A 19,053-nucleotide genomic window follows, 5' to 3' on the forward strand; every position below is an offset into this window, starting at 1 on the left:
AGACGCGCCTGATCCAAACGCAGCTGTTGCCCGCGGGTGATGACCCGTCCCCCGCACGAGGTGGGCCGCGCCACGGATCTCCGCGCTCCCGCGCCGACCGATTGGTCGCCCGACATCGTCGACGCTTGGGCTCCGGAGATGCCGGCATGGCGGACCACGCCGTGATTGCAGCTCCGCGACCATCCGTCTCCGGCGCAAGGCTTGCGCAGGCGTAGAAGCGTCCAGCGCGGATGCCAGGATTGCCAAGAGCGTAGCCCCACTGATTGCGAATCAGCGGGGCTACGTCCAACCATTGCAGGTGGTGGAGCGCTTCTGCGGAGGATCGCAATTGCAAAACAGCGTCGGTTCTCGCGCGTTTCAGAACGCAAGGCTGCAAAAGCGAGCCAAGAAGCAGGCGGAAGGGCTGCTGCAGGCGGCGGTCAGCGCCTATGGCCAGGGTCGGCCGGCGGAGGCCCGGGCGCTGTGCCAGCAGATCCTGCAGGATCTGCCGGCTCATTTCGGCGCCCTGCATCTGCTCGGCGTGTCCGAACGCGACAGCGGCCGTTTCGACGAGGCGGTGCTCGTCCTGACGCGCGCAATCGAGAGCGATCCGCGGTCGGCCGAAGCCCAGTCGGATCTCGCCCTGGCGCTGTTCCGGCTCGGCCGCTACGAGGAGGCCCGTGCCCGGTACGAGCGCGCCATCGCGCTCAAGCCGAACTTCCCGACGGCGCTCACCAATCTCGGCAATACGCTGATGAGCCTCTCGCGCTTCGCCGAGGCGATAGCCGCGCATGACCGGGCCATCGCGTCGAAACCCAATTATGCCGACGCGCATGCCAATCGCGGCATGGCGCTGCTGCTCTCGGGTCGGAACGAAGAGGCCGGCCAGAGCTTCGATCGCGCACTCGCGCTGCAGCCGCGGTTGCTGACAGCCCTGTTTGGCAAGGGCTTGGTCAGCATGAACCTGCGGAATTTCGATGCTGCGCTGGCGGCGCTGAACGCCGCGCTGGCCATCAGTCCGAATGCGGCTCCCATCATCGCCCAGCGCGGGCGGGCGTTTCAGGAGCAGGGCAAATTCGACCAGGCGGAAGCCGATTTTGACGCGGCACTCGTCGTCGATCCGCTGCTGGAAGACGCGCTGCGCGGCAAGGCCACGGTGTCTCTCGTCAGAGGCAACATCCCGCTGGCGACCTCGTTCATCAACAAGCTGCTGGAACGGAACACGAAGTCGGAGACCGCCTGGACCCTGCTCGGGGTCTGCTCTGCGATGCAGGGCGACATTGCCACGGCGATCGCGGATTACGATCGCGCGCTGGCGATCAACCCGAACCATGAGGACGCGATCACCAAAAAGATCTTCGCGCTGGACTTCCTGCCCGACGTCGCGGTCGAACGTCTCCAGGCGGAGCGGACCTATTGGTGGGAGGCGATCGGCGCGCGATTGCCTCGTCTTCCGCTCGGCGAGCGGGATCTCGATCCCGACCGGCGACTGGTCGTGGGCTATGTGTCGTCGGATTTCCGCGATCATTCGGCGGCGCTCGGCTTCCTGCCCATCCTGCGCCACCATGATCACGCGCAATTCGAAATCGTCGCGTATTCCTGCTCGCCGGTGCAGGACGCCAAGACGGAGTTGTGCCGCTCGCTGGTCGATCGCTGGGTCGACGCCTGGCAGTTGACGGACGACCAGCTCGCCGCGCAGATCCAGGCCGACAAGGTCGACATCCTCGTCGATCTCTCCGGACATTCCGCCGGCCACCGGCTCACTTTGTTTGCGCGCAAGCCAGCCCCGATCCAGGTCTCCGCCATCGGCAGCGTCACCGGAACGGGCCTGCCCGTCATGGACTATCTGCTGGCCGATCCGGTGGTGATCCCGGCCGCGGTCCGGCATCTGTTTGCTGAGAAGATCCACGACCTGCCGTCGCTCATCACGATCGAACCGCCGCCGCCAATTCCGCCCTCGCCGCTGCCCATGCTGCGCAACGGCCACGTCACCTTCGGCTCCCTCAATCGCGTCGACAAGTTTTCCGAGCCGACGATCCATCTGTGGTCAAGGCTGTTGGCTGCAGCGCCAGGGTCGGTCATCGTCGTCAAGAACCATTCGATGGGCGATCCCTTGCTCCGCGACGGATTGATCGCGCGCTTCGTCGCCCACGGCATTGCCGCGGAGCGCATCCGCTGCATCGGGAAGACGGGGCGCCAGGAACATCTTGCGATGTTCGGCGAGATCGACATCGCACTCGATCCCTTCCCGGTGAATGGCGGCATCTCGACCTGGGAGCCGCTGCAGATGGGCGTACCGGTGGTCACCAAGCTCGGCAGCGGCCCTGCCGCACGCGCCGGCGGCGCGATCCTCAAGGCGATCGGCCTCGACGAATGGGTCGCCGACGATGATGAAGGCTATCTCGCAACCGCGCTGGACTTCTGCTCCCGTCCTGACGAGCTTGCGGCGCTCCGCGCCGCGCTGCCCGGCATTGTTTTGAATTCGGCCGCCGGCAACAGCACGCTCTACACCGCGCATGTCGAGAAGGCCTATCGGACGTTCTGGCACGACCATTGTTCAAAGGCGCAGACGCGCTAGCGTCTGCAGCCGCTGGCGGCAAAAGGCGTCTGCGGAGCATCGCGACACGCGGATCCACACACGGCATAGTTGCAGACAGCCAACACACGTGTGGCGTAAATTTCCGACAGATACGTCTTACACGCGTATTGCGTTCGCGGGCTGGACAGTCTGTGCGCGCAAGCCACGCCGGGTGAACGACTATCGCCGTCCCAAATCCGCCCAGCCTGCGCCCGATTCAACCGATATGACTGAAGCCGAAAAGCGATACTACCAGAAGTTATAAGAACGTGGCCATGTCGCCACATCGTTCCCTTCAGTTAAGGACGCCAGCGGAAGTTGCTGGCAGCGATCAGCGCACCATGCCACCCAGACAGGAGTGCTGAGGGAGTAAGGATTGCCGATCGTGCGTTGGGTGATTTTATTAGCTGGATTGCCCCTGCTCTGTTTGGGTGTCGCTGGACTGATCTGGACGGCGGTCAACAAGGATGACGATCAGCGGGCTTGCCGGCAGGGATCGATCGTAACCTTGACGGCGGGCTGCCAGCCAGCGCGGCCTGTTTTGTCAGCCGTCGACGTCATGACCTTTCAGAAACCTCCAACCGTTCAAAATCCTGGTCCAGCCGCGCCGGCGACGCGCACCCGCGGTGCCGTGGCCGAGATCGAGCAGAGGTGAGACTGGCAGCCTCCGCGCCCAGGCCGCACCCGGAATTTACCTCCCATTCACCGCGATCCTGCCCTCCCCGGAACGATGCAATTTGCATCAACTTGTTCGTACGAGGAGACGGGACATGAGCAGGCAGCAGGATCTCGAGGACCAGATTGCGCGGGCCGAGCGGCTTGAGCGGAGCATCACCGACATGCTCACGATCGAGCGCCTGCGGCAGTTCGCGGCCGAGTGCCGGCGCGAGTTGGAGCGCCTGCAGCAACAGCGTTGTGCCGCCTGACAAGGGTCTTGGCCAACGCGGCGGCAACCGGCAAGCGCCGGTTCACGAGCAGGTCGTGACCATGTTGGTGCAGAGCTGCCGGGTCCAGCCAATGCCTTTCCTGGCGCGGACCTTGGCGAACTCCCCGAAGCAGCCGAGCAGTTCGATCGTCTGATCACCATCGGCATGCGGATCGAGCTTCGCGCTCGATGCGGCATGATCGCGATAGATCACCGTGCCATTCTGCAGGCCGCCGGCGCCGACGACGCTCCGGTGCATGAAGCCCCTGCCGTGGAAGATCACTCTCGGCTTGTCCTGGTCGGCCTCCACCAGGACCGCGCGGTCGATCTCGAACCAGTCACCCTGCTGGGCGGCGAGATGGACGAGGATCCAGCCGTCGCTGGTCGGGTTCTTCAGCGTCGCGACGATGCTGCCGCCAGGCTCCGCTCGCACGTTCGCGCCACGGGGATCGGGATCGATGACCACGACCTCGACGTTGCAGGCATTCCGGTCGGGAGCTTGGGCGGACGCAGCGCCTGAGGCCAAGATGATCATGATCAGCAGCAGAACTCGCATCGGCATCACCCGCTCCACCTCCTTGCCGTGTCAGCATGAGTCGTGGGCGCCGCCTTGAAGTTCAACCGGCGCGCCGCCAGGTTCCCCCGGCATGGGCGGGTCGCGGCAAAGCGTATCAGGACACCTCCCCTAACAGTTGCAATCGAGGGCAAACGCACTCAAGATCACCGCTGATACTTAGATCCTTTGCCAAGTTTGGAGAGCGTCATGGCGTTAGCTCCAGCTGCAATGGCCGCCGCGGCAAGGCCCGTCAACGATCTTGGTCCCTATCGCCCGGCCGGCGTTTTCATTTCCTATGCCTCGGAAGATCACGACGTCGCTCAGGCCGTGTATCAGAGCCTGCAGGCGCTGAGCGAGACGATCTTCGATCGGGTCAAGATCTTCCTCGACTCCAAATCGATCGAAGCCAGCGACGAAATCCGCCAGGACCTGCGCACGGGCCTGCGCAAATCCGATTTCCTGGTGGTGCTCTATACCGGCCAGCTCAAGAAGAGCCATGGCTACACCGGCTGGGAGCTAGGCTTTTTTGAAGCCTTGATGGAAGAAGAAAAGAAGCAGGGCGATGGCGAGACCTCGCGTCGCATCATCTATCTGTTTTGCGGCGAGACGCCCCCGACGGGCGACGGCATTCTCGGCATCAACATGGAAGTCGATACCGACGATCTGTCGGGAGCACGCGCCGACTATGTGCAGAAATCCACGCAATCGATCGACGATCCCGATCCGCTGGCGCGCGTAATGCTCGACATCGCCGCGCGTGCCGAGACCCGCCTGCCGCCGCCGCTGAACGAGGACCGCGACACCTTGGACCGGCTGCGCACCAAGCGCAAACGCCAGATCGCGACCGAGATCATCCCGACCTTGAAGGGCAAGCTGTTCGACAGCATGAGCATGCGGATCACGCGTCACTCGGTCGAACAGCGGCTCATCGAGTTCCTGCTGCCGAAGCCGCCCAGCGATCAACCGATCAGCACCATTCCGGACGACACCACCCTCACCCCGCATTCGCGCGCGCTGGAGATCTTCGGCATCGCCGAGCCGCGCGACACGCTCAAATGGGGCGAGTTTCGCAGGAAGATGCGGGTCCGCGATACGCTCGGCGCGTCCTCCATCCTCGTGGCGATCGAACAGGCGGTGATCAGCGCGATTTCCTCGGAGACGCCCACCGACAGCGACCAGATCCTGAAGTCCGTGGACGACCAGATCTTCCGGGTCATCGTCACCCGGCAACTCGACTACTATAACGGCCAGAAGCTGGTGCACGTCTACTTCATCAAGCGGCTGTCGGCGCGAATGCTCGGCGACAACGCCACCTCCTGCATTCTCGGCTTCATCAACGTCGCGGCCAAATACCGCTTCATCTTCGTGGAGCCCGACAGCGCGCTCTCGGTGGACTCCTTCATCCTCGAACATGAGGCGGCCAAGACCCAGTACAAGGTGCGACAGCTGGTGCGCGAGCTGCTCTTGATCGAGGAGGAGGCGCGTGCGCTGAAGCTCGACCAGGTCGCGGCCATTCGCCAGTATTTCGGCGCCGACAGCGAACATTTGAAGCTCGCCAAGCAACTTCAGGACAAATGGTTCGACGCCCGTTCGCAATTGATGGCCTCGGCCGAAAAGCTTCTCGGCACCGATCTCGCGAGCCCGTCATTTCCGGCAGCCGCCGAGCAGTGGATCGCTACGCTGCGCGCGTTCCGCGAGACGTCGGGCCAGATCAATTCGACCGTCACTGTAAAGGCGCTGGAGAACCTCAAAGACAGCTTCGCCGTCTGACATCGCCATCCGTCGTTTTGGAGCGCTTGCCAGCCTTGCCCGCCGGATCGTTCAAAACGGCGCAGAAAAGATCAATCCTGCGTCGGCCTCTCCTCCCATATCGCCGGCGCGTCGCGAATGCGACGCGATCGACGACAAGGAGAGTTCATGAGACCGGATCAAACGACGACGACCCAGGGCACAGGCACGGCCAGCACGAGCGCGGGCGCCTGGATCCTGAGCCAAGACGATGGAGCCTGGTTCGATGCCGTGCCCGGCGAAGCCATGCGCATTCGCGTTCGCGGCACGGATGTCGGCGGCCGCTACACGATCGTGGAATCGATCTCACAACCCTTGGCGGGACCGCCCTTGCACAGCCACCACGAGGACGAGGTCATTTGCGTGCATGAGGGCGTTCTCACCTTCGTGGTGAATGGAGCCCGCCTCGAGGCCGGGCCCGGCAGCATCGTGGTGATCCCCGGCGGAGCCGAGCACGCCTGGCGGAATTTCGGCAGCCAGCCGGCGCGCTACATCGCGGTCTTCACGCCTGGCGGCATCGATGAACTGCTCGCCCAGGTCGGGAAGGTGACGCCGCAGGAGCTTCCCGCACTTGCCGCGCGCTACGGCTCCGTGGTCACGGGGCCCCCCATCGCGCGTTGAGGTCAGGGCGTTGCGCGTGACGGACCACGCGCGACGCCCTGACGAGGAGCAACCCCGCGCCATTCTCACGCGTGCCCAATCCCGCCGTCAGCGTCGCGGCGCCTATCATTTTCCGCGAACCAGGCTTAGGAGCAAAGCGCGCCGGCCCAAGCGACGCCGGACACAGCCACACGCCGATGCGACAGTCCGATTCAACCCCGAGCTCCCGCCCGATCACGGATGCAGCTGCGTCCGGGCCCTTCGCCTCGTTTGGCGCCCGCAGCTCAAGGCCGCTGGTCGGCAGGCTGCATGGCGCGGAGGCCAGGCTGGTCCGCGTCGGTGCCCAGCGCATGACGGCGCCGCTGCCGATCAGCATCCCGCGGCAGGATGGGTTCTATCTCGTGTTCCAGCTGCGCGACCATCCAGCTCACCAGCATTGGATCGACGGCCGCCCGACACTCGCCGCGGCCTCGCCACGCGGCAGCCTGCATATCGTCGACACGAATGCCGAGCATTCCTCGCTGATCGTCGCGCCGTTCGACAGTTTCAACATGACGCTACCCCGGGCTTTCCTCGCTGCGCTCGCAGACGATCTCGATGCGTCCCGCATCTCCGCCCTTGCGGTTGATGAGCCGTGGCAGACCCGGGATGCGCGGCTGGCCAGCCTCGCCCCCGCCGTGCTCGACGTGTTGTCGGACCGGATCACGCCAAGTCCGCTGTTTGCCGATCAGCTTATCACCACCGTCGCGCTGCACGTCGCGGAACGCTATGGCGGGCTGCGCCGTCGAACCCTTTGCCCAGGAGGGCTCGCGCCCTGGCAGCAACGGCGGGCTTGCGAGATCCTCGCAGCCGATGTCTCCGGACACGTCCCGCTGGCGGTGATCGCCGCGGAATGCGGCCTGTCGGCGTCGTATTTCGGCCGCGCCTTCAAGGCCTCGCTCGGCGTGACGCCGCATGGCTGGCTGCAGGCGCGGCGGATCGAAGCCGCCAAGCAGCTGCTCGCCGGGTCCGATCTCCCGCTCGCGGCGGTCGCCGCCCGCTGCGGCTTTGCCGACCAGAGCCACTTCACCCGCATGTTCAAGCGCGCCACGGGCGCGACGCCAGGCCTGTGGCGGCGCGCGCGATAGTTGGATGCATATCTTGCGATGCCGACCGAAAGCCTCGTCTGATGCGTGAACGCCCCTCCTCCCGCCTGCTGCTGCTCGACGCGCTCGACCGGCTTTTGCTGTTCAAATTCGTGCACCTCGCCGGCGCGCTGCAGGGAGAGATGTTCTGGGCGACGCCGGGCGGCGGGCTCGATCCCGGTGAGAGCTACGAGGCTGCCGCCTGCCGAGAGATGTTCGAAGAAACCGGGATCCGCATCGCCGACCCAGGCCGGCAGATCGCGCGGCGATCGGTCACGTTCACGATGGTGGACGGCGAACAAGTCAGCTCGGACGAGCGCTATTTCCTGATCAGGATCGGCAGCGCCGAGATTTCGTCGGCGCATTGGACCGCCCTGGAGCGCGCCGCCATCGCCGCCCAGCGCTGGTGGCGCCCCGCGGAGCTGGCAGCGACCACCGACCAAGTCTACCCAGAGGACATCGTGGCAATGCTGCACAAAGCGGGAGCCTGGTAGGCTCTCCCGCTCGTCCTACAGCCGCCCTCCCGCAAGCGCCGCGGCGCGCGGCCGGCCGATGTCCGCGAGCGCCTGCGGCATCGGCGACACCGGAAACACCGCGTTGATCTGACCGGTCCCCGACGAGGGGAAGAACGGCGTGACCACCTCGACGCCGCGGTCGTAGTGGTTCCAGCCGAGCGCCCCGAGCAGCATCGCGGTGTCGTGCATGAAGCCCTCGCCATGACCCTTGCTGGCATATTCCGGCAGCATGTCGCAGAAGTCGGGCCATTCGCCCTGCTCCCACATCTGGATCACCTCGTGGTCGAGACGCTCGAGGAACGGGCTGAACATCTTGTCGCGATACTCGTCGGCGGTGCCGTTCTGCGCGAAGCGGTGGCTCAGGGAGCCGGAGGCGAAGAAAGCCACCGTGCCGTCGTAATGATCCTCGACCGCACGGCGGAACGCCCAGCCGAGCTTGGCGCTGTCGGCGAGGTAATGCGAGGTGCACAGCGCCGACACCGACACCACCTTGAAATGGCGATCGGCATTCATGTAGCGCATCGGCACCAGGGTGCCGTATTCGAGCGCGAGCGACGTGGCCGCATGGGCCATGGTGGCGACGCCATGGGCGTTGGCGCCCTCGGCCAGGATGCGGCCAAGCTCCGGGTTGCCGTCATACTCATAGGTCATGTTGGCGATGAAGTGCGGCAGCTCATTGGAGGTGTAGAGCCCCTGGAAATGCGGCGCGCAGTTGATGTGGTAGCCCGCATTGACCAGCCAGTGGGTGTCGAACACGACGATCGTGTCGACGCCCGCCTCGCGGCAGCGCCGGCCGATCTCGATATGGCCATCGATCGCCGACTGGCGCTTGCCCTTGGCCGGACCATCCAGCTCGCTGAGATACATCGACGGCACATGTGTGATCTTCGCCGCCAGTGCGAGCTTGCCCATTGTCTCGTCTCCCTTCCCATCATTCACGATCCGGCATGGCGGACCGTCTGCTTGGCCGACAGACTAGCCGGGCCGCCTCGCGAAAAAAAGGGCCGCGACAGCGGCCCTTCCGGCATTCGGAGCCAGCTGCTGTCCCAAGATCATGGGACAAAAGCATGGGACAGCGGCGCTCACGCCGCCTTGATGTCGATGGTCTTGGCGGCCTTCTGCACCTCCGGCTTTTTGGGCAGCGTGACCTTGAGCACGCCCTGCCTGAACACCGCCTCGATCTTGTCGGTGTCCACGCCGTCCGGGATCTGGAAGGAGCGCTCGAATGAACCGAAGCTGCGCTCGCGGACGTAATAGTCCTTCTTCTTCTCTTCCTTGTCCTCCTGCTTCTCGCCCCTGATCGACAGCACGCCGTTGGCGACCTTCACTTCGACATTCTTCTCGTCAAGCCCCGGCAGTTCCGCCGAGACCTCATAGGCATTGTCGTGCTCGGCCACGTCAACGGCGGGCGCGACCGCAAACGACCGCGTTCGGGGGAGACCCGGCAGTTGATCGAACAATGACGGCGTGCGCCAGATCCCGCCGTGGAAATCCTCAAACACGCGATCGATCTCGCGGCGCAGGCTCTCAAAAGGCCGCCATCCCTGCACGGACGGCGCAGTTGCTTTGTCAGTGTTGACGGGCAGTTTGGTGGGTTCAGCCATGACTTCATCCTCCTGCTTCACGCGAGGATCATGTCGTTAGCGGCACGGGCGCGACCGTCGCGCTTGACGAGATCGGCCGGCATCCGCTCCCTCGCGCTTGACGGGAAACATATACCGAAGCTCTCAGCGGTTTAGATTGATCACGATCAAATGGGCCCGCTCTCGGATGTCTCGACAATCTTCAAACGGCAGGGGGTGGAGGGGCGCTGGACGGATCTCTTGGCATGACACAGGCCGCCATCGGCGCACCGGTTCCAAGCGGTCCGCGCCCGTCAAGAGCGGGCAAGATGGTGAATGCATCGTAAACCGGCGCAGCTCACATCCTGCTTTAAAGCAGGCAGAAGAAAGCTTTGCGCGCCAAGACGTTAAGTAACGAAAATGGAGCTGTCTGGCAGCCCTGCGGCGGCCCTTCCGGCGCCCCGATCATGGCCGAATGGCGCGCGAATTGTGGATCGCTTAACAGATTTTCCAGTTCCAGCGGTGAAGGTGTCGGCTCAACCAATCACCACAGGTTTCATGACCGTGACATCCTTCGGACGCGTAATCTCGGTGCGAGGCTCCCAGGCCCGCGTCGGCATTCTGTCGACCCAGCAGATGACCGTTTCCGAGATCCGCGCGACAGTCGGCCGCTTCATCAGCATCCGCTGCCCGAGCGCCACGATCATCGCGATCATCACCGAGGTCACCAGTGAAGACCTGTCGCAGGCCCACGACTACGTCGCGACCGCCTCGGTGGACCTGCTCGGCGAGATCCTCGGCCCCGCCGAGCGGCCGAAATTCCAGCGCGGCGTCACCCATTATCCGACCATCGGGGACGCCGTCGACATGATCACCAGCCAGGAGCTGCGCACGATCTACACGCCGACGGCGGGCGACCATATCGACATCGGCGCCCTGCAGCAGGACACCAGCGTGCGCGCCTGCGTCAATGTCGAGGAAATGCTGTCGAAGCATTTCGCCGTGCTCGGATCGACCGGCGTCGGCAAATCGACCGGCGTGTCGCTGTTGCTCAACGAGATCCTCAAAGCCCGGCCGAACCTGCGCATCTTCCTGCTCGACGTCCATAACGAATATGGCCGCTGCTTCGGCGAACGTGCGCTGGTGCTGAACCCGCGCAATCTGAAACTGCCGTTCTGGCTGTTCAATTTTGAGGAGATCGTCGACGTCCTGTTCGGCGGCCGCCCTGGGGTGCCGGAGGAGCTCGATATCCTCGCCGAGGTGATCCCGCTGGCGAAGGGCATCTACACCCAGTACCAGAATACGGACCGCATCGGGTTGAAGCGGATCGATCCCAAGACCGTCGGCTACACCGTCGATACGCCGGTCCCCTATCGCCTCGTCGACCTGATCAGCCTGATCGACGAGCGCATGGGCAAGCTGGAGAACCGCTCCTCGCGCATCATCTATCATAAGCTGATCTCGCGCATCGAGACCGTGCGCAACGACCCGCGCTACGCCTTCATGTTCGACAACGCCAATGTCGGCGGCGACACCATGGCCGAGGTCATCAGCCATCTGTTCCGTCTGCCGGCGAACGGCCGGCCGATGACGGTGATGCAGCTCGCCGGCTTCCCGGCCGAGGTGGTCGATTCCGTCGTCTCGGTGGTGTGCCGCATGGCGTTCGATTTCGGCCTTTGGAGCGACGGCGTCTCGCCGCTGCTGTTCGTCTGCGAGGAGGCGCATCGCTATGCCTCCGCCGACCGCTCGATCGGGTTCGGCCCGACTCGCAAGGCGATCTCGCGCATCGCCAAGGAAGGCCGCAAATACGGCGTCTATCTCGGCCTGATCACCCAGCGCCCGGCCGAACTCGACGCGACCATCATCTCCCAGTGCAACACGCTGTTCACGATGCGCCTCGCCAACGAGCGCGACCAGTCGCTGCTGCGCTCCGCGGTGTCGGATGCCGCCGCCAATCTGCTGTCCTTCGTGCCCTCGCTCGGCACCCGCGAGGTGCTGGCGTTCGGCGAAGGCGTGGCCCTGCCGACGCGACTGCGCTTCAAGGAAGTGCCGCCGCATCAATTGCCGCGCAGCGAGGCGACGATCGCCACCGTGCGCTCCGTCAATGCCGGCCATGACATGCATTTCGTCGCGGCCGTGCTGGAACGTTGGCGCGGCGCCACGTCGAGCCGTGATGCGGCCGGCGACGGCGGAACGATCAGCAGCGGCGATCGCGGCGGTCTCGCCACCTCGCTCGATGCCCCGATGCTGCAGCCGTCCATGGGGCTCGACCCCGACCGCTTCTCCCTGCTGAAGAAGCCGCTGCGATAAGCTGCGGCCGCCTGCCCGGAACCCTGCCGGGCCTCTCGTGAGAGGTGTCCGCGATTGTCCAGCCGCACTGGCACGCATCGTCGCGGTCGGCCCGTTCCTGTGGGACGACGAGATCAAGGCGCGTTGGGCCCGCGACGGCCGCGTCCGCGTCGACACCGTCCAGATCGCGCCTGCTTCGATCGGGTGGCGGGACGCTCGGCGACGGTCGAGGTGATGAACTGAGGCGGCGGCCCATTGCGCCTGCGCCGTCATGGATTATGGTTCGCCGCCCGAACGCCAATCTGGACCCGTTGCCATGACGCAGCCCGCCATCAGCCGCTTCCCCGTCCCCGCGATCGATGCGCTGCCCGACGACATCCGCACCCGCCTGCTGGCGGTGCAGGAGAAGAGCGGCTTCGTGCCGAACGTCTTCCTGACGCTCGCGCACCGGCCGGACGAGTTCCGCGCCTTCTTCGCCTATCACGACGCTCTGATGGAGAAGGACGGCGGCCTGACCAAGGCCGAGCGCGAAATGATCGTGGTGGCCACCTCGAGCGCCAATCAGTGCCAATATTGCGTCATCGCCCACGGCGCGATCCTGCGCATCCGCGCCAAGAATCCCCTGATCGCCGATCAGATCGCGATCAACTACCGCAAGGCCGACATCACGCCGCGGCAGCGCGCGATGCTCGATTTCGCGATGAAGGTCGCGCTTGAGGCCCAGGCTGTGGGCGACGCCGATTTCAAGACCCTGGCGAGCCACGGCTTCACCGACGACGATATCTGGGACATCACGGCGATCGTCGCCTTCTTCGCGTTGTCGAACCGGATGGCCAATGTCACGGGCATGCGTCCCAATCACGAGTTCTATCTGATGGGCCGGTTGCCGAAGGCGAAGTAGGCCGACAATCAAGCCGATCAGTCGTCCGATGCCGGGCCGCACCAGCCGGGCAGATAGACGGCATCATGGCTCTTGGCGAGCGCCAGCGCATGCTCCATGGCCGCCGCGAAATGGCTCTCCACCGTCTTGCGCTTGACCCTGCGGCGCAGGAAGTCCGCCCACAGAAACTCGCTGAACGGTGTCGTGTCCTTGGCAAAGCCACCGGCGCGGCGCAGCTCGCCTGCGAGGCTGCGGAACGGATCGTCCTTCAGATCCGCCACCGTCTTCGGCAGATCCTTGAAATGCCGCCGCTCGCCCTTGGCGTCGTAAGGATACACCCAGCGCTTGTTGTCCATCACGTTCCAGAAGCCGTCGCGATCGACCATCGACAGATCGCCGATCACGCTGACGAGGACATCCGTCACGCCCTCGTCGTGCAGCGCGCGCGCCAGATGATGATGGTCGACGACATAGTGCCGCTTGTCCGGACCGAGCACGACGGGGATCATGTGCTTGCCGAGCAGCTCGGCCTGCTTCTTCTGGGACTTGTGCTCGCGCCAGCGCTCCCGCTTATCCTTCACCTCGCGCATGCCGACCGTCATCTGCGTCGGGCGCAACGACAGGATCGGCACGGGATGCAGCAGCGGCTCGCGGGTATTGGCCATGCGTGAGCTCCAATGGATTTCGCGGACACTCCGGCCGGATCGGCACCGTCGGCGCGTGGGTTCCACCGTTACACCAAACCGGGCGGACACGACACATCCCCGGGGCGATAGGCCCGTCTGATGCAGCTCAACCCCGGCAAAGTTTCTTTGTGAGAGGCTGGGCCTGCATGCTAAGAAAGCACATCGGAGTCGAGGCATGAAGACCCAGCGCCCCATCGCAGCGGAGGAAGAGCATCGCGTGGTGCCATTCCGGCCACGCGGCGGCCCGGCGCGGCGCGTGGTCGAGGGCGGCGGACCGCCGGTTCCGCTGCATCGGCGCGAGCCGGTCCAGCTCGATCTCTCCCGCTATGAGCAGCCGCGCGAGCAGCCCGACGATTTCCGTCACCGCATCCTGGCCAATATCGCTGCGATCGCCTTTACCATCGCGCTGACCGCGATCGGCATCTGGCTGGCCATGAGCATTGCGGATCTGCGCAAGACCCAGGACTGCCTGCTGACAGGACGGCGCGACTGCGCTCGCATCATCACGGAGACCTACACCCCGTGAGCCGCTGATCCAGGCGGCGGTGCCGCGGCCAGACAGGGCATCACAATCCCGCCACAACCGAGCGGCCCGGCTCCATTGAACTCACCGCCTCGCTCCGATATACGGGCACACGACTCCTGGGCGACGGGGGTAAAAGGGCTCGCATCAGACGCCCCGGGGGCGGTGTCCTCTCGTTGCTCTTCTCCGGATTAGCTCAAAAATATCAAAGGCTTAGTGATGTCCTCAACATTCGATCAGGTCGCCACGATCATCGCTGAAACCTGCGACATCCCGCGCGACACGATCACGCCGGATAGCCACGCCATCGACGATCTGGGCATCGACAGCCTCGATTTCCTCGACATCGCGTTCGCGATCGACAAGGCCTTCGGGATCAAGCTGCCGCTCGAGAAGTGGACGCAGGAAGTGAACGACGGCAAAGCCAGTACCGAACAGTATTTCGTGCTGAAGAACCTGTGCGCCCGCATCGACGAGCTGGTCGCCGCCAAGGGCGCGTGAGCGCCCGCCATGCAGATCGAGTACTTCCAGCTGATCGACCGCATTCTCGACCTCCGACTGGACGAGAAGACCATCACCGTCGAAGCCCAGGTTCCCACCGAGAGCACGATCTTCGAAGGACATTTTCCGGGCTACCCCATCATGCCCGGCGTTCTGTTGATCGAATCCATGGCGCAGACATCGGGATGGCTGCTGCTCGCACTTATGAAGTTCGAGCGAATGCCGTTCCTGGCTGCCGTCAAGGAGGCCAAGATGCGGGGCTTCGTCTCGCCGGGCGAGGTGCTGACCGTCGAGGCCAATGTGCTGCATGAGGGCTCCGGCTATGCCATCACCGAAGCCCGCGTGAAGGTCGACGGCAAGCTTCGCTCCAACGCGACAATCACGTTTAGCCATGTCCCCTTCCCCAACCCGGAATTGCGCGGACACATGGACGCCGTCGCCCAGCGCGTCGGCTTTCCGCAACAGGTCCTGCAGCGATGAATGAGACAGCCGTGACCGCCGAGCCCGTCGAAGTCTGGATCACCGGTATCGGGCTTGCGACCTCGCTCGGCGAGGGCCTCGATGCGAACTGGGACGCGCTCAACTCCGGCCAGATCAATGTCGACGAGCAGGGCTTCGCGCCCTACATCGTGCATCCCTGGGCCAAGGTGAATCTGGAAGCGCAGATCCCCAAGAAGGAACAGCGCCAGATGGAGGCGTGGCAGCGCATCGGCACCTATGCCGCCGGGCTGGCGCTGGATTCCGCCGGCCTCAAAGGCAACAAGGAGATCCTGTCCCGGATGGACATGATCGTTGCCGCCGGTGGCGGCGAGCGCGACATCTCGGTCGACACCAACATCCTCAACGCCGAAGCGCAGGGCAATTGCACGCCGGGCTTTCTCAACGACCGGCTGATGAGCGATTTGCGCCCCACCCTGTTCCTGGCGCAGCTCTCCAACCTGCTCGCCGGCAACATCGCAATCTCGCATGGGGTGTGCGGCACCTCGCGCACCTTCATGGGCGAAGAGGTCGCGGGCGTCGACGCGTTCAAGATCGCGCTGGCGCGCATTGCCGGCGGCCAGAGCGACATCGCGCTGGTCGGCGGCTCACATAATGGCGAGCGCAAGGACCTGCTCGTTCTGTACGAGTTCGGCGACTACAATCTGAAGAACAAGTTCGCGCCGGTCTGGGACCGCAAGGAGCATCCCGGCTTTGCGCTCGGATCGGCCGGTGCATTCCTGGTGCTGGAATCCAGGCGCCATGCCGAGGCCCGCGGTGCCAAGCCGCTGGCGCGGCTCAGCAAGGTGGTCGCCGATCGCGCCCGCCGCAAGGAAGCCGGCGCCGTGACTGGCACGCTGGAGCGGCTGTGGTCCGCGCTGGACGTCCACGAAGCCCCCGGCGCCATCATCACCGGCGCGACAGGCGCCGAGCCCGTGACCTCGGAAGAGCGCGCCTTCCTCGGTCAACACAAGGCCTTCGCCGTGCGATCGAGCGGAACCCGCTTCGGCCATACGATGGAAGCCCATTTCGCCCTCGGCCTTGCGCTTGCGGCGCTGTCGATATCGCGTGGCGCGTTGTTTGCGCCGGGCGATTCCTCCGGCGTCGAGATCGAGATGAAGCAGGCTCCGGCCCAGATCGTCGTGGTCGGCGCCGGCCATTACCGCGGCGAAGGCATGGCCTTGGTCGAAGCAGTCAAGTGAGCGCGGCGCGGCCGACGGATACGCGACGGGGGACAATATGAGTGTACGCGACAAGTTTGGACGCCCCATCGTGGTCGTGACCGGGATGGGCATCGTCACCTCGCTGGGTGCCGGCAAAGCGGAGAACTGGAGCAAGCTGGTCGCCGGCGAATCCGGCATCCGCACCATCACGCGCTTTCCGATCGACGGCCTGAAGACCACGATGGCCGGCACCGTCGATTTCGTCCCGGTTGCCCCGTTCACCTCGACAGGGCTCTCCGAACGGCTCGGCCACATGGCGGTCGAAGAAGCGATCGCGCAATCCGGGATCGGCACCAAGGGTGACTTCCCGGGCCCGCTGTTTCTCGCGGTTGCGCCGGTCGAGATCGAGTGGCCGCAGCGGCTGGAGCTCGCGCACGAGGTCGGCGGCACGCAATTCACCTATGACGACCTGCTGAGGGTCTGCGGCGGCGGCAAGTTCGTGAATTATCACCACCGCTTCCTGTTCGGCTCGGTCGCGGATTCGCTGTCGGATACGTTCGGCACCAAGGGGTCGCCGATCTCGCTGTCGACCGCCTGCGCCTCCGGCGCGACCGCGATCCAGCTCGGTGTCGAAGCCATCCGGCGCGGCGAGACCGATGTTGCGCTGTGCGCGGCCACCGAGGGCTCGGTCAATCCGGAGGGGCTGGTGCGCTTCTCGCTGCTGTCGGCGCTGTCGACGCAGAACGATCCGCCACAGGCTGCCTCCAAGCCGTTCTCCAAGAACCGCGACGGTTTCGTGATGGCCGAGGGCGCCGGCGCGCTGGTACTGGAGAGCTACGATGCGGCAGTGGCGCGCGGCGCCAAGATCCTCGGCGTCGTTGCCGGTTGCGGCGAGCTGACCGATTCCTTCCATCGCACCCGCTCCTCGCCGGACGGCAAGCCGATCATCGGCTGCATCCGCAAGGCGCTGGCCGATGCCGGCATGGCGCCGGAGCAGATCGACCACATCAACGCCCACGGCACCGCCACGCCCGAGAACGACAAGATGGAATATGTCGGGGTCTCGGCCGTGTTCGGCGAGCACACCGGCAAGATTCCGGTCTCGTCCAACAAGTCGATGGTCGGGCACACGATCTCCGCAGCCGGCGCGGTGGAAGCGATCTTCTCGCTGCTCACCCTGGAGCATCAGCGGATTCCGCCGACCATCAATTACGATGTTCCGGATCCCGCGATCCTGTTCGACGTGGTCGGCAACAAGGCACGCGATGCGCGCGTCACCACCGTGATGTCGAACTCGTTCGGGTTTGGCGGCCAGAACGCCTCGCTGATCCTGACCCGCGAACCGGCCTGATCGGCCGCTGGCATCGATGAGTCTCCTGCCCCTCCGGACCAAGCTCGCGATTCGCCAGGCCGTGAAGTCGCTCGGGGCTTCCGTCGTCGGCGCGCTGACGGTCGGCATGCTGAGGACAACGCGCTATTTCGATCCGCAGAAGACAGCCGATCTGTTTGCACGCATCGCGCAGACGATCGGTCCGCGGCTGCGCGAGCAGCGCATCGCGCGCGACAATCTCACCGCGGCCTTTCCGGAGAAATCGCCTCAGGAGATCGAGACCATCATCGCCGGCGTCTGGGACAATCTCGGCCGCATCGGCGCCGAGTTCGCACATCTCGACAAGATCTGGGACTTCGACGAAGAGCATCCCGAACGCAGCCGGATCGAGCTGTCGCCGCGCACTCACGAGTTGTTCCACCAGCTGCGGCTCGACGGCAAGCCAGCGCTGATCTTCGCAAGCCACCTCGCCAATTGGGAGATGCCTGCGCTCGCAGCCGTCGCCCACAAGCTCGATACCGCGATCCTGTATCGCCGGCCCAACATCGCCGCGGCCGACCGCATCATCCAGGAGATGCGGCAGGTCAAGATGGGCACGCTCATCCCCGCCGGTCGCGACGCTCCGCTGCGGCTCGGCGAGGCGCTCCGGAACGGCCAGCACGTCGCGATGCTGGTCGATCAGTACCTGACCGGCGGCGTCGAGGTGACGTTCTTCGGCCGCAAGACCCGCGCCAATCCGATGCTGGCGCGGCTGCTGCGCCAGGTCGAATGCCCCGTGCACGGCGTCCGCATCATCCGCCTACCCGGCAACCGCTTCCGCGCCGAATTGTCGGAGGAAGTGAAGCCGGTGCGAACGGCCGATGGCCAGATCGACATCCAGGGCACGACGCAGGCGGTCACCAACGTCGTCGAGAGCTGGATCCGCGAATATCCGGAGCAATGGCTTTGGCTACACCGGCGCTGGCGCTAATCTAGCCACGCGAAGAAAATTCCACCGCAAGGAAGCAGGCTCGCAGCAGGCATTGACCACGGGCTTGCCGATTTGAAGAAAACTCTTACCTCGTCCGCCGACGCCCGCTACCTTGCCGCCCGATCCGACAATGGTTCGGAAGCTCAAGGGGAGGATAAGCACGAATGTTTTCGCACGTGATGATCGGCACCAACGACCTGGACAAGGCCAAGGCCTTCTACGACAAGCTGCTGGGCACGCTGGGCGTGAGGCCGGCCAAGGTCGACGGCCATCGCATCTTCTATTTCACGCCGACAGGCGTCTTCTCGGTGTCCAAGCCGATCAACGGCCAGCCGGCCACGCCCGCCAATGGCGGCACGATCGGCTTTTCCTGCAGCTCGCCCGAGCAGGCCGACGCTTGGCATGCAGCGGGCCTCGAGGCCGGCGGCACGACCTGCGAAGATCCGCCCGGCATTCGCCAGGGCTCCGCGGGCAAGCTGTATCTCGCTTATCTGCGCGACCTCGACGGCAACAAGCTCTGCGCGATGCATCGGATGGCGTAATCCTGCGCCATCATTGCGAGCTGCAACGCGACGAAGCAATCCAGACCTTTTTTCTCGGCCCTGGA

At 64.9% G+C, this 19,053-nt stretch carries 20 protein-coding genes; 16 read left to right on the top strand and 4 right to left on the bottom strand.

Annotated elements, in window-relative coordinates; all coding sequences use genetic code 11:
* The first annotated feature begins 328 nt into the window (after window positions 1–328).
* The 3 genes from ACVIJ6_RS33210 to ACVIJ6_RS33220 all read left to right on the top strand — a co-directional run bounded on the left by ACVIJ6_RS33210 (window position 329) and on the right by ACVIJ6_RS33220 (window position 3,483).
* Window positions 329–2,557 carry an O-linked N-acetylglucosamine transferase, SPINDLY family protein gene (locus tag ACVIJ6_RS33210; RefSeq protein WP_456776169.1) on the top strand — a complete coding sequence of 743 codons (2,229 nt, stop codon included), beginning with the start codon at window positions 329–331 and terminating at the stop codon, window positions 2,555–2,557.
* Between the two features lie 376 nt (window positions 2,558–2,933).
* Window positions 2,934–3,212, top strand: a complete 279-nt coding sequence (locus tag ACVIJ6_RS33215; RefSeq protein ID WP_456776170.1) for a hypothetical protein — start codon at window positions 2,934–2,936, stop codon at window positions 3,210–3,212.
* 115 nt (window positions 3,213–3,327) lie between these two features.
* On the top strand, window positions 3,328–3,483 hold the full coding sequence (locus ACVIJ6_RS33220; protein ID WP_456776171.1) for a hypothetical protein: 156 nt from the start codon (window positions 3,328–3,330) through the stop codon (window positions 3,481–3,483).
* Window positions 3,484–3,525: 42 nt separating this feature from the next.
* Here ACVIJ6_RS33220 and ACVIJ6_RS33225 read toward each other — a convergent pair whose 3' ends face one another.
* Complete coding sequence (locus ACVIJ6_RS33225) at window positions 3,526–4,044, bottom strand: hypothetical protein (protein ID WP_456776172.1); 519 nt, start codon at window positions 4,042–4,044, stop codon at window positions 3,526–3,528.
* Between the two features lie 201 nt (window positions 4,045–4,245).
* Between ACVIJ6_RS33225 and ACVIJ6_RS33230 the strand changes: the two genes are divergently transcribed.
* The 4 genes from ACVIJ6_RS33230 (at window position 4,246) to ACVIJ6_RS33245 (ending at window position 8,044) form a co-directional block, all read left to right on the top strand.
* Entirely contained in the window at window positions 4,246–5,808 is a 1,563-nt protein-coding gene (locus ACVIJ6_RS33230) for a toll/interleukin-1 receptor domain-containing protein (protein WP_456776173.1), read from the top strand.
* Window positions 5,809–5,955: 147 nt separating this feature from the next.
* Complete coding sequence (locus ACVIJ6_RS33235; RefSeq protein WP_456776174.1) at window positions 5,956–6,447, top strand: cupin domain-containing protein; 492 nt, start codon at window positions 5,956–5,958, stop codon at window positions 6,445–6,447.
* A gap of 329 nt (window positions 6,448–6,776) precedes the next feature.
* Window positions 6,777–7,553, top strand: a complete 777-nt coding sequence (locus ACVIJ6_RS33240; RefSeq protein WP_456776175.1) for a helix-turn-helix domain-containing protein — start codon at window positions 6,777–6,779, stop codon at window positions 7,551–7,553.
* A 41-nt stretch (window positions 7,554–7,594) separates the two neighbouring features.
* The gene (locus ACVIJ6_RS33245) at window positions 7,595–8,044 is read left to right on the top strand and encodes an NUDIX hydrolase (RefSeq protein WP_456776176.1); all 450 of its coding nucleotides are present in this window, start codon (window positions 7,595–7,597) and stop codon (window positions 8,042–8,044) included.
* A 15-nt stretch (window positions 8,045–8,059) separates the two neighbouring features.
* Here the strand turns inward: ACVIJ6_RS33245 and hpaD are convergent, their stop codons facing one another.
* Window positions 8,060–8,977 carry a 3,4-dihydroxyphenylacetate 2,3-dioxygenase gene (hpaD, locus tag ACVIJ6_RS33250; RefSeq protein WP_456776177.1) on the bottom strand — a complete coding sequence of 306 codons (918 nt, stop codon included), beginning with the start codon at window positions 8,975–8,977 and terminating at the stop codon, window positions 8,060–8,062.
* A 170-nt stretch (window positions 8,978–9,147) separates the two neighbouring features.
* On the bottom strand, window positions 9,148–9,669 hold the full coding sequence (locus ACVIJ6_RS33255; RefSeq protein ID WP_456776178.1) for an Hsp20/alpha crystallin family protein: 522 nt from the start codon (window positions 9,667–9,669) through the stop codon (window positions 9,148–9,150).
* Window positions 9,670–10,185: 516 nt separating this feature from the next.
* On the opposite strand from ACVIJ6_RS33255, the gene ACVIJ6_RS33260 reads away from it, so the two are divergent.
* Both ACVIJ6_RS33260 and ACVIJ6_RS33265 read left to right on the top strand, forming a co-directional pair.
* A complete protein-coding gene (locus tag ACVIJ6_RS33260) occupies window positions 10,186–11,937 on the top strand; it encodes an ATP-binding protein (RefSeq protein ID WP_456776179.1) in 1,752 nt (583 codons plus the stop codon).
* A 295-nt stretch (window positions 11,938–12,232) separates the two neighbouring features.
* Window positions 12,233–12,817: a peroxidase-related enzyme gene (locus ACVIJ6_RS33265; protein WP_456776180.1), complete on the top strand. Its 585-nt coding sequence runs from the start codon at window positions 12,233–12,235 to the stop codon at window positions 12,815–12,817.
* 17 nt (window positions 12,818–12,834) lie between these two features.
* Here the strand turns inward: ACVIJ6_RS33265 and ACVIJ6_RS33270 are convergent, their stop codons facing one another.
* Window positions 12,835–13,461 (bottom strand): ParB-like protein, encoded by a 627-nt coding sequence (locus ACVIJ6_RS33270; protein ID WP_456776181.1) that lies wholly within the window; start codon window positions 13,459–13,461, stop codon window positions 12,835–12,837.
* A gap of 196 nt (window positions 13,462–13,657) precedes the next feature.
* Between ACVIJ6_RS33270 and ACVIJ6_RS33275 the strand changes: the two genes are divergently transcribed.
* From ACVIJ6_RS33275 to ACVIJ6_RS33305, 7 genes are all read left to right on the top strand, one after another.
* A complete protein-coding gene (locus ACVIJ6_RS33275; RefSeq protein WP_456776182.1) occupies window positions 13,658–14,008 on the top strand; it encodes a hypothetical protein in 351 nt (116 codons plus the stop codon).
* Window positions 14,009–14,224: 216 nt separating this feature from the next.
* On the top strand, window positions 14,225–14,506 hold the full coding sequence (locus tag ACVIJ6_RS33280) for an acyl carrier protein (RefSeq protein ID WP_006609130.1): 282 nt from the start codon (window positions 14,225–14,227) through the stop codon (window positions 14,504–14,506).
* Between the two features lie 9 nt (window positions 14,507–14,515).
* Window positions 14,516–14,986 carry a 3-hydroxyacyl-ACP dehydratase FabZ family protein gene (locus ACVIJ6_RS33285; protein ID WP_456776183.1) on the top strand — a complete coding sequence of 157 codons (471 nt, stop codon included), beginning with the start codon at window positions 14,516–14,518 and terminating at the stop codon, window positions 14,984–14,986.
* The gene (locus ACVIJ6_RS33290; RefSeq protein ID WP_456776184.1) at window positions 14,983–16,185 is read left to right on the top strand and encodes a beta-ketoacyl-ACP synthase; all 1,203 of its coding nucleotides are present in this window, start codon (window positions 14,983–14,985) and stop codon (window positions 16,183–16,185) included. Before ACVIJ6_RS33285 ends, ACVIJ6_RS33290 begins: the two co-directional genes overlap by 4 nt.
* A gap of 37 nt (window positions 16,186–16,222) precedes the next feature.
* Window positions 16,223–17,497: a beta-ketoacyl-ACP synthase gene (locus ACVIJ6_RS33295; protein WP_456776185.1), complete on the top strand. Its 1,275-nt coding sequence runs from the start codon at window positions 16,223–16,225 to the stop codon at window positions 17,495–17,497.
* Between the two features lie 16 nt (window positions 17,498–17,513).
* Window positions 17,514–18,446 (top strand): lipid A biosynthesis lauroyl acyltransferase, encoded by a 933-nt coding sequence (locus tag ACVIJ6_RS33300; protein ID WP_456776186.1) that lies wholly within the window; start codon window positions 17,514–17,516, stop codon window positions 18,444–18,446.
* 164 nt (window positions 18,447–18,610) lie between these two features.
* Window positions 18,611–18,988: a VOC family protein gene (locus tag ACVIJ6_RS33305; RefSeq protein ID WP_456776187.1), complete on the top strand. Its 378-nt coding sequence runs from the start codon at window positions 18,611–18,613 to the stop codon at window positions 18,986–18,988.
* Window positions 18,989–19,053: the final 65 nt, after the last annotated feature.

The sequence above is a fragment of the Bradyrhizobium sp. USDA 4369 genome, from assembly GCF_054056435.1.

Coding starts and splice junctions, on each gene's coding strand:
- ACVIJ6_RS33235 (WP_456776174.1), top strand. CDS start 5,956: ATGAGACCGGATCAAACGACGACGACCCAGGGCACAGGCACGGCCAGC.
- ACVIJ6_RS33265 (WP_456776180.1), top strand. CDS start 12,233: ATGACGCAGCCCGCCATCAGCCGCTTCCCCGTCCCCGCGATCGATGCG.
- ACVIJ6_RS33255 (WP_456776178.1), bottom strand. CDS start 9,669: ATGGCTGAACCCACCAAACTGCCCGTCAACACTGACAAAGCAACTGCG.
- ACVIJ6_RS33295 (WP_456776185.1), top strand. CDS start 16,223: ATGAGTGTACGCGACAAGTTTGGACGCCCCATCGTGGTCGTGACCGGG.
- hpaD (WP_456776177.1), bottom strand. CDS start 8,977: ATGGGCAAGCTCGCACTGGCGGCGAAGATCACACATGTGCCGTCGATG.
- ACVIJ6_RS33270 (WP_456776181.1), bottom strand. CDS start 13,461: ATGGCCAATACCCGCGAGCCGCTGCTGCATCCCGTGCCGATCCTGTCG.
- ACVIJ6_RS33305 (WP_456776187.1), top strand. CDS start 18,611: ATGTTTTCGCACGTGATGATCGGCACCAACGACCTGGACAAGGCCAAG.
- ACVIJ6_RS33290 (WP_456776184.1), top strand. CDS start 14,983: ATGAATGAGACAGCCGTGACCGCCGAGCCCGTCGAAGTCTGGATCACC.
- ACVIJ6_RS33230 (WP_456776173.1), top strand. CDS start 4,246: ATGGCGTTAGCTCCAGCTGCAATGGCCGCCGCGGCAAGGCCCGTCAAC.
- ACVIJ6_RS33285 (WP_456776183.1), top strand. CDS start 14,516: ATGCAGATCGAGTACTTCCAGCTGATCGACCGCATTCTCGACCTCCGA.
- ACVIJ6_RS33220 (WP_456776171.1), top strand. CDS start 3,328: ATGAGCAGGCAGCAGGATCTCGAGGACCAGATTGCGCGGGCCGAGCGG.
- ACVIJ6_RS33275 (WP_456776182.1), top strand. CDS start 13,658: ATGAAGACCCAGCGCCCCATCGCAGCGGAGGAAGAGCATCGCGTGGTG.
- ACVIJ6_RS33245 (WP_456776176.1), top strand. CDS start 7,595: ATGCGTGAACGCCCCTCCTCCCGCCTGCTGCTGCTCGACGCGCTCGAC.
- ACVIJ6_RS33240 (WP_456776175.1), top strand. CDS start 6,777: ATGACGGCGCCGCTGCCGATCAGCATCCCGCGGCAGGATGGGTTCTAT.
- ACVIJ6_RS33225 (WP_456776172.1), bottom strand. CDS start 4,044: ATGCCGATGCGAGTTCTGCTGCTGATCATGATCATCTTGGCCTCAGGC.
- ACVIJ6_RS33300 (WP_456776186.1), top strand. CDS start 17,514: ATGAGTCTCCTGCCCCTCCGGACCAAGCTCGCGATTCGCCAGGCCGTG.
- ACVIJ6_RS33280 (WP_006609130.1), top strand. CDS start 14,225: ATGTCCTCAACATTCGATCAGGTCGCCACGATCATCGCTGAAACCTGC.
- ACVIJ6_RS33260 (WP_456776179.1), top strand. CDS start 10,186: ATGACCGTGACATCCTTCGGACGCGTAATCTCGGTGCGAGGCTCCCAG.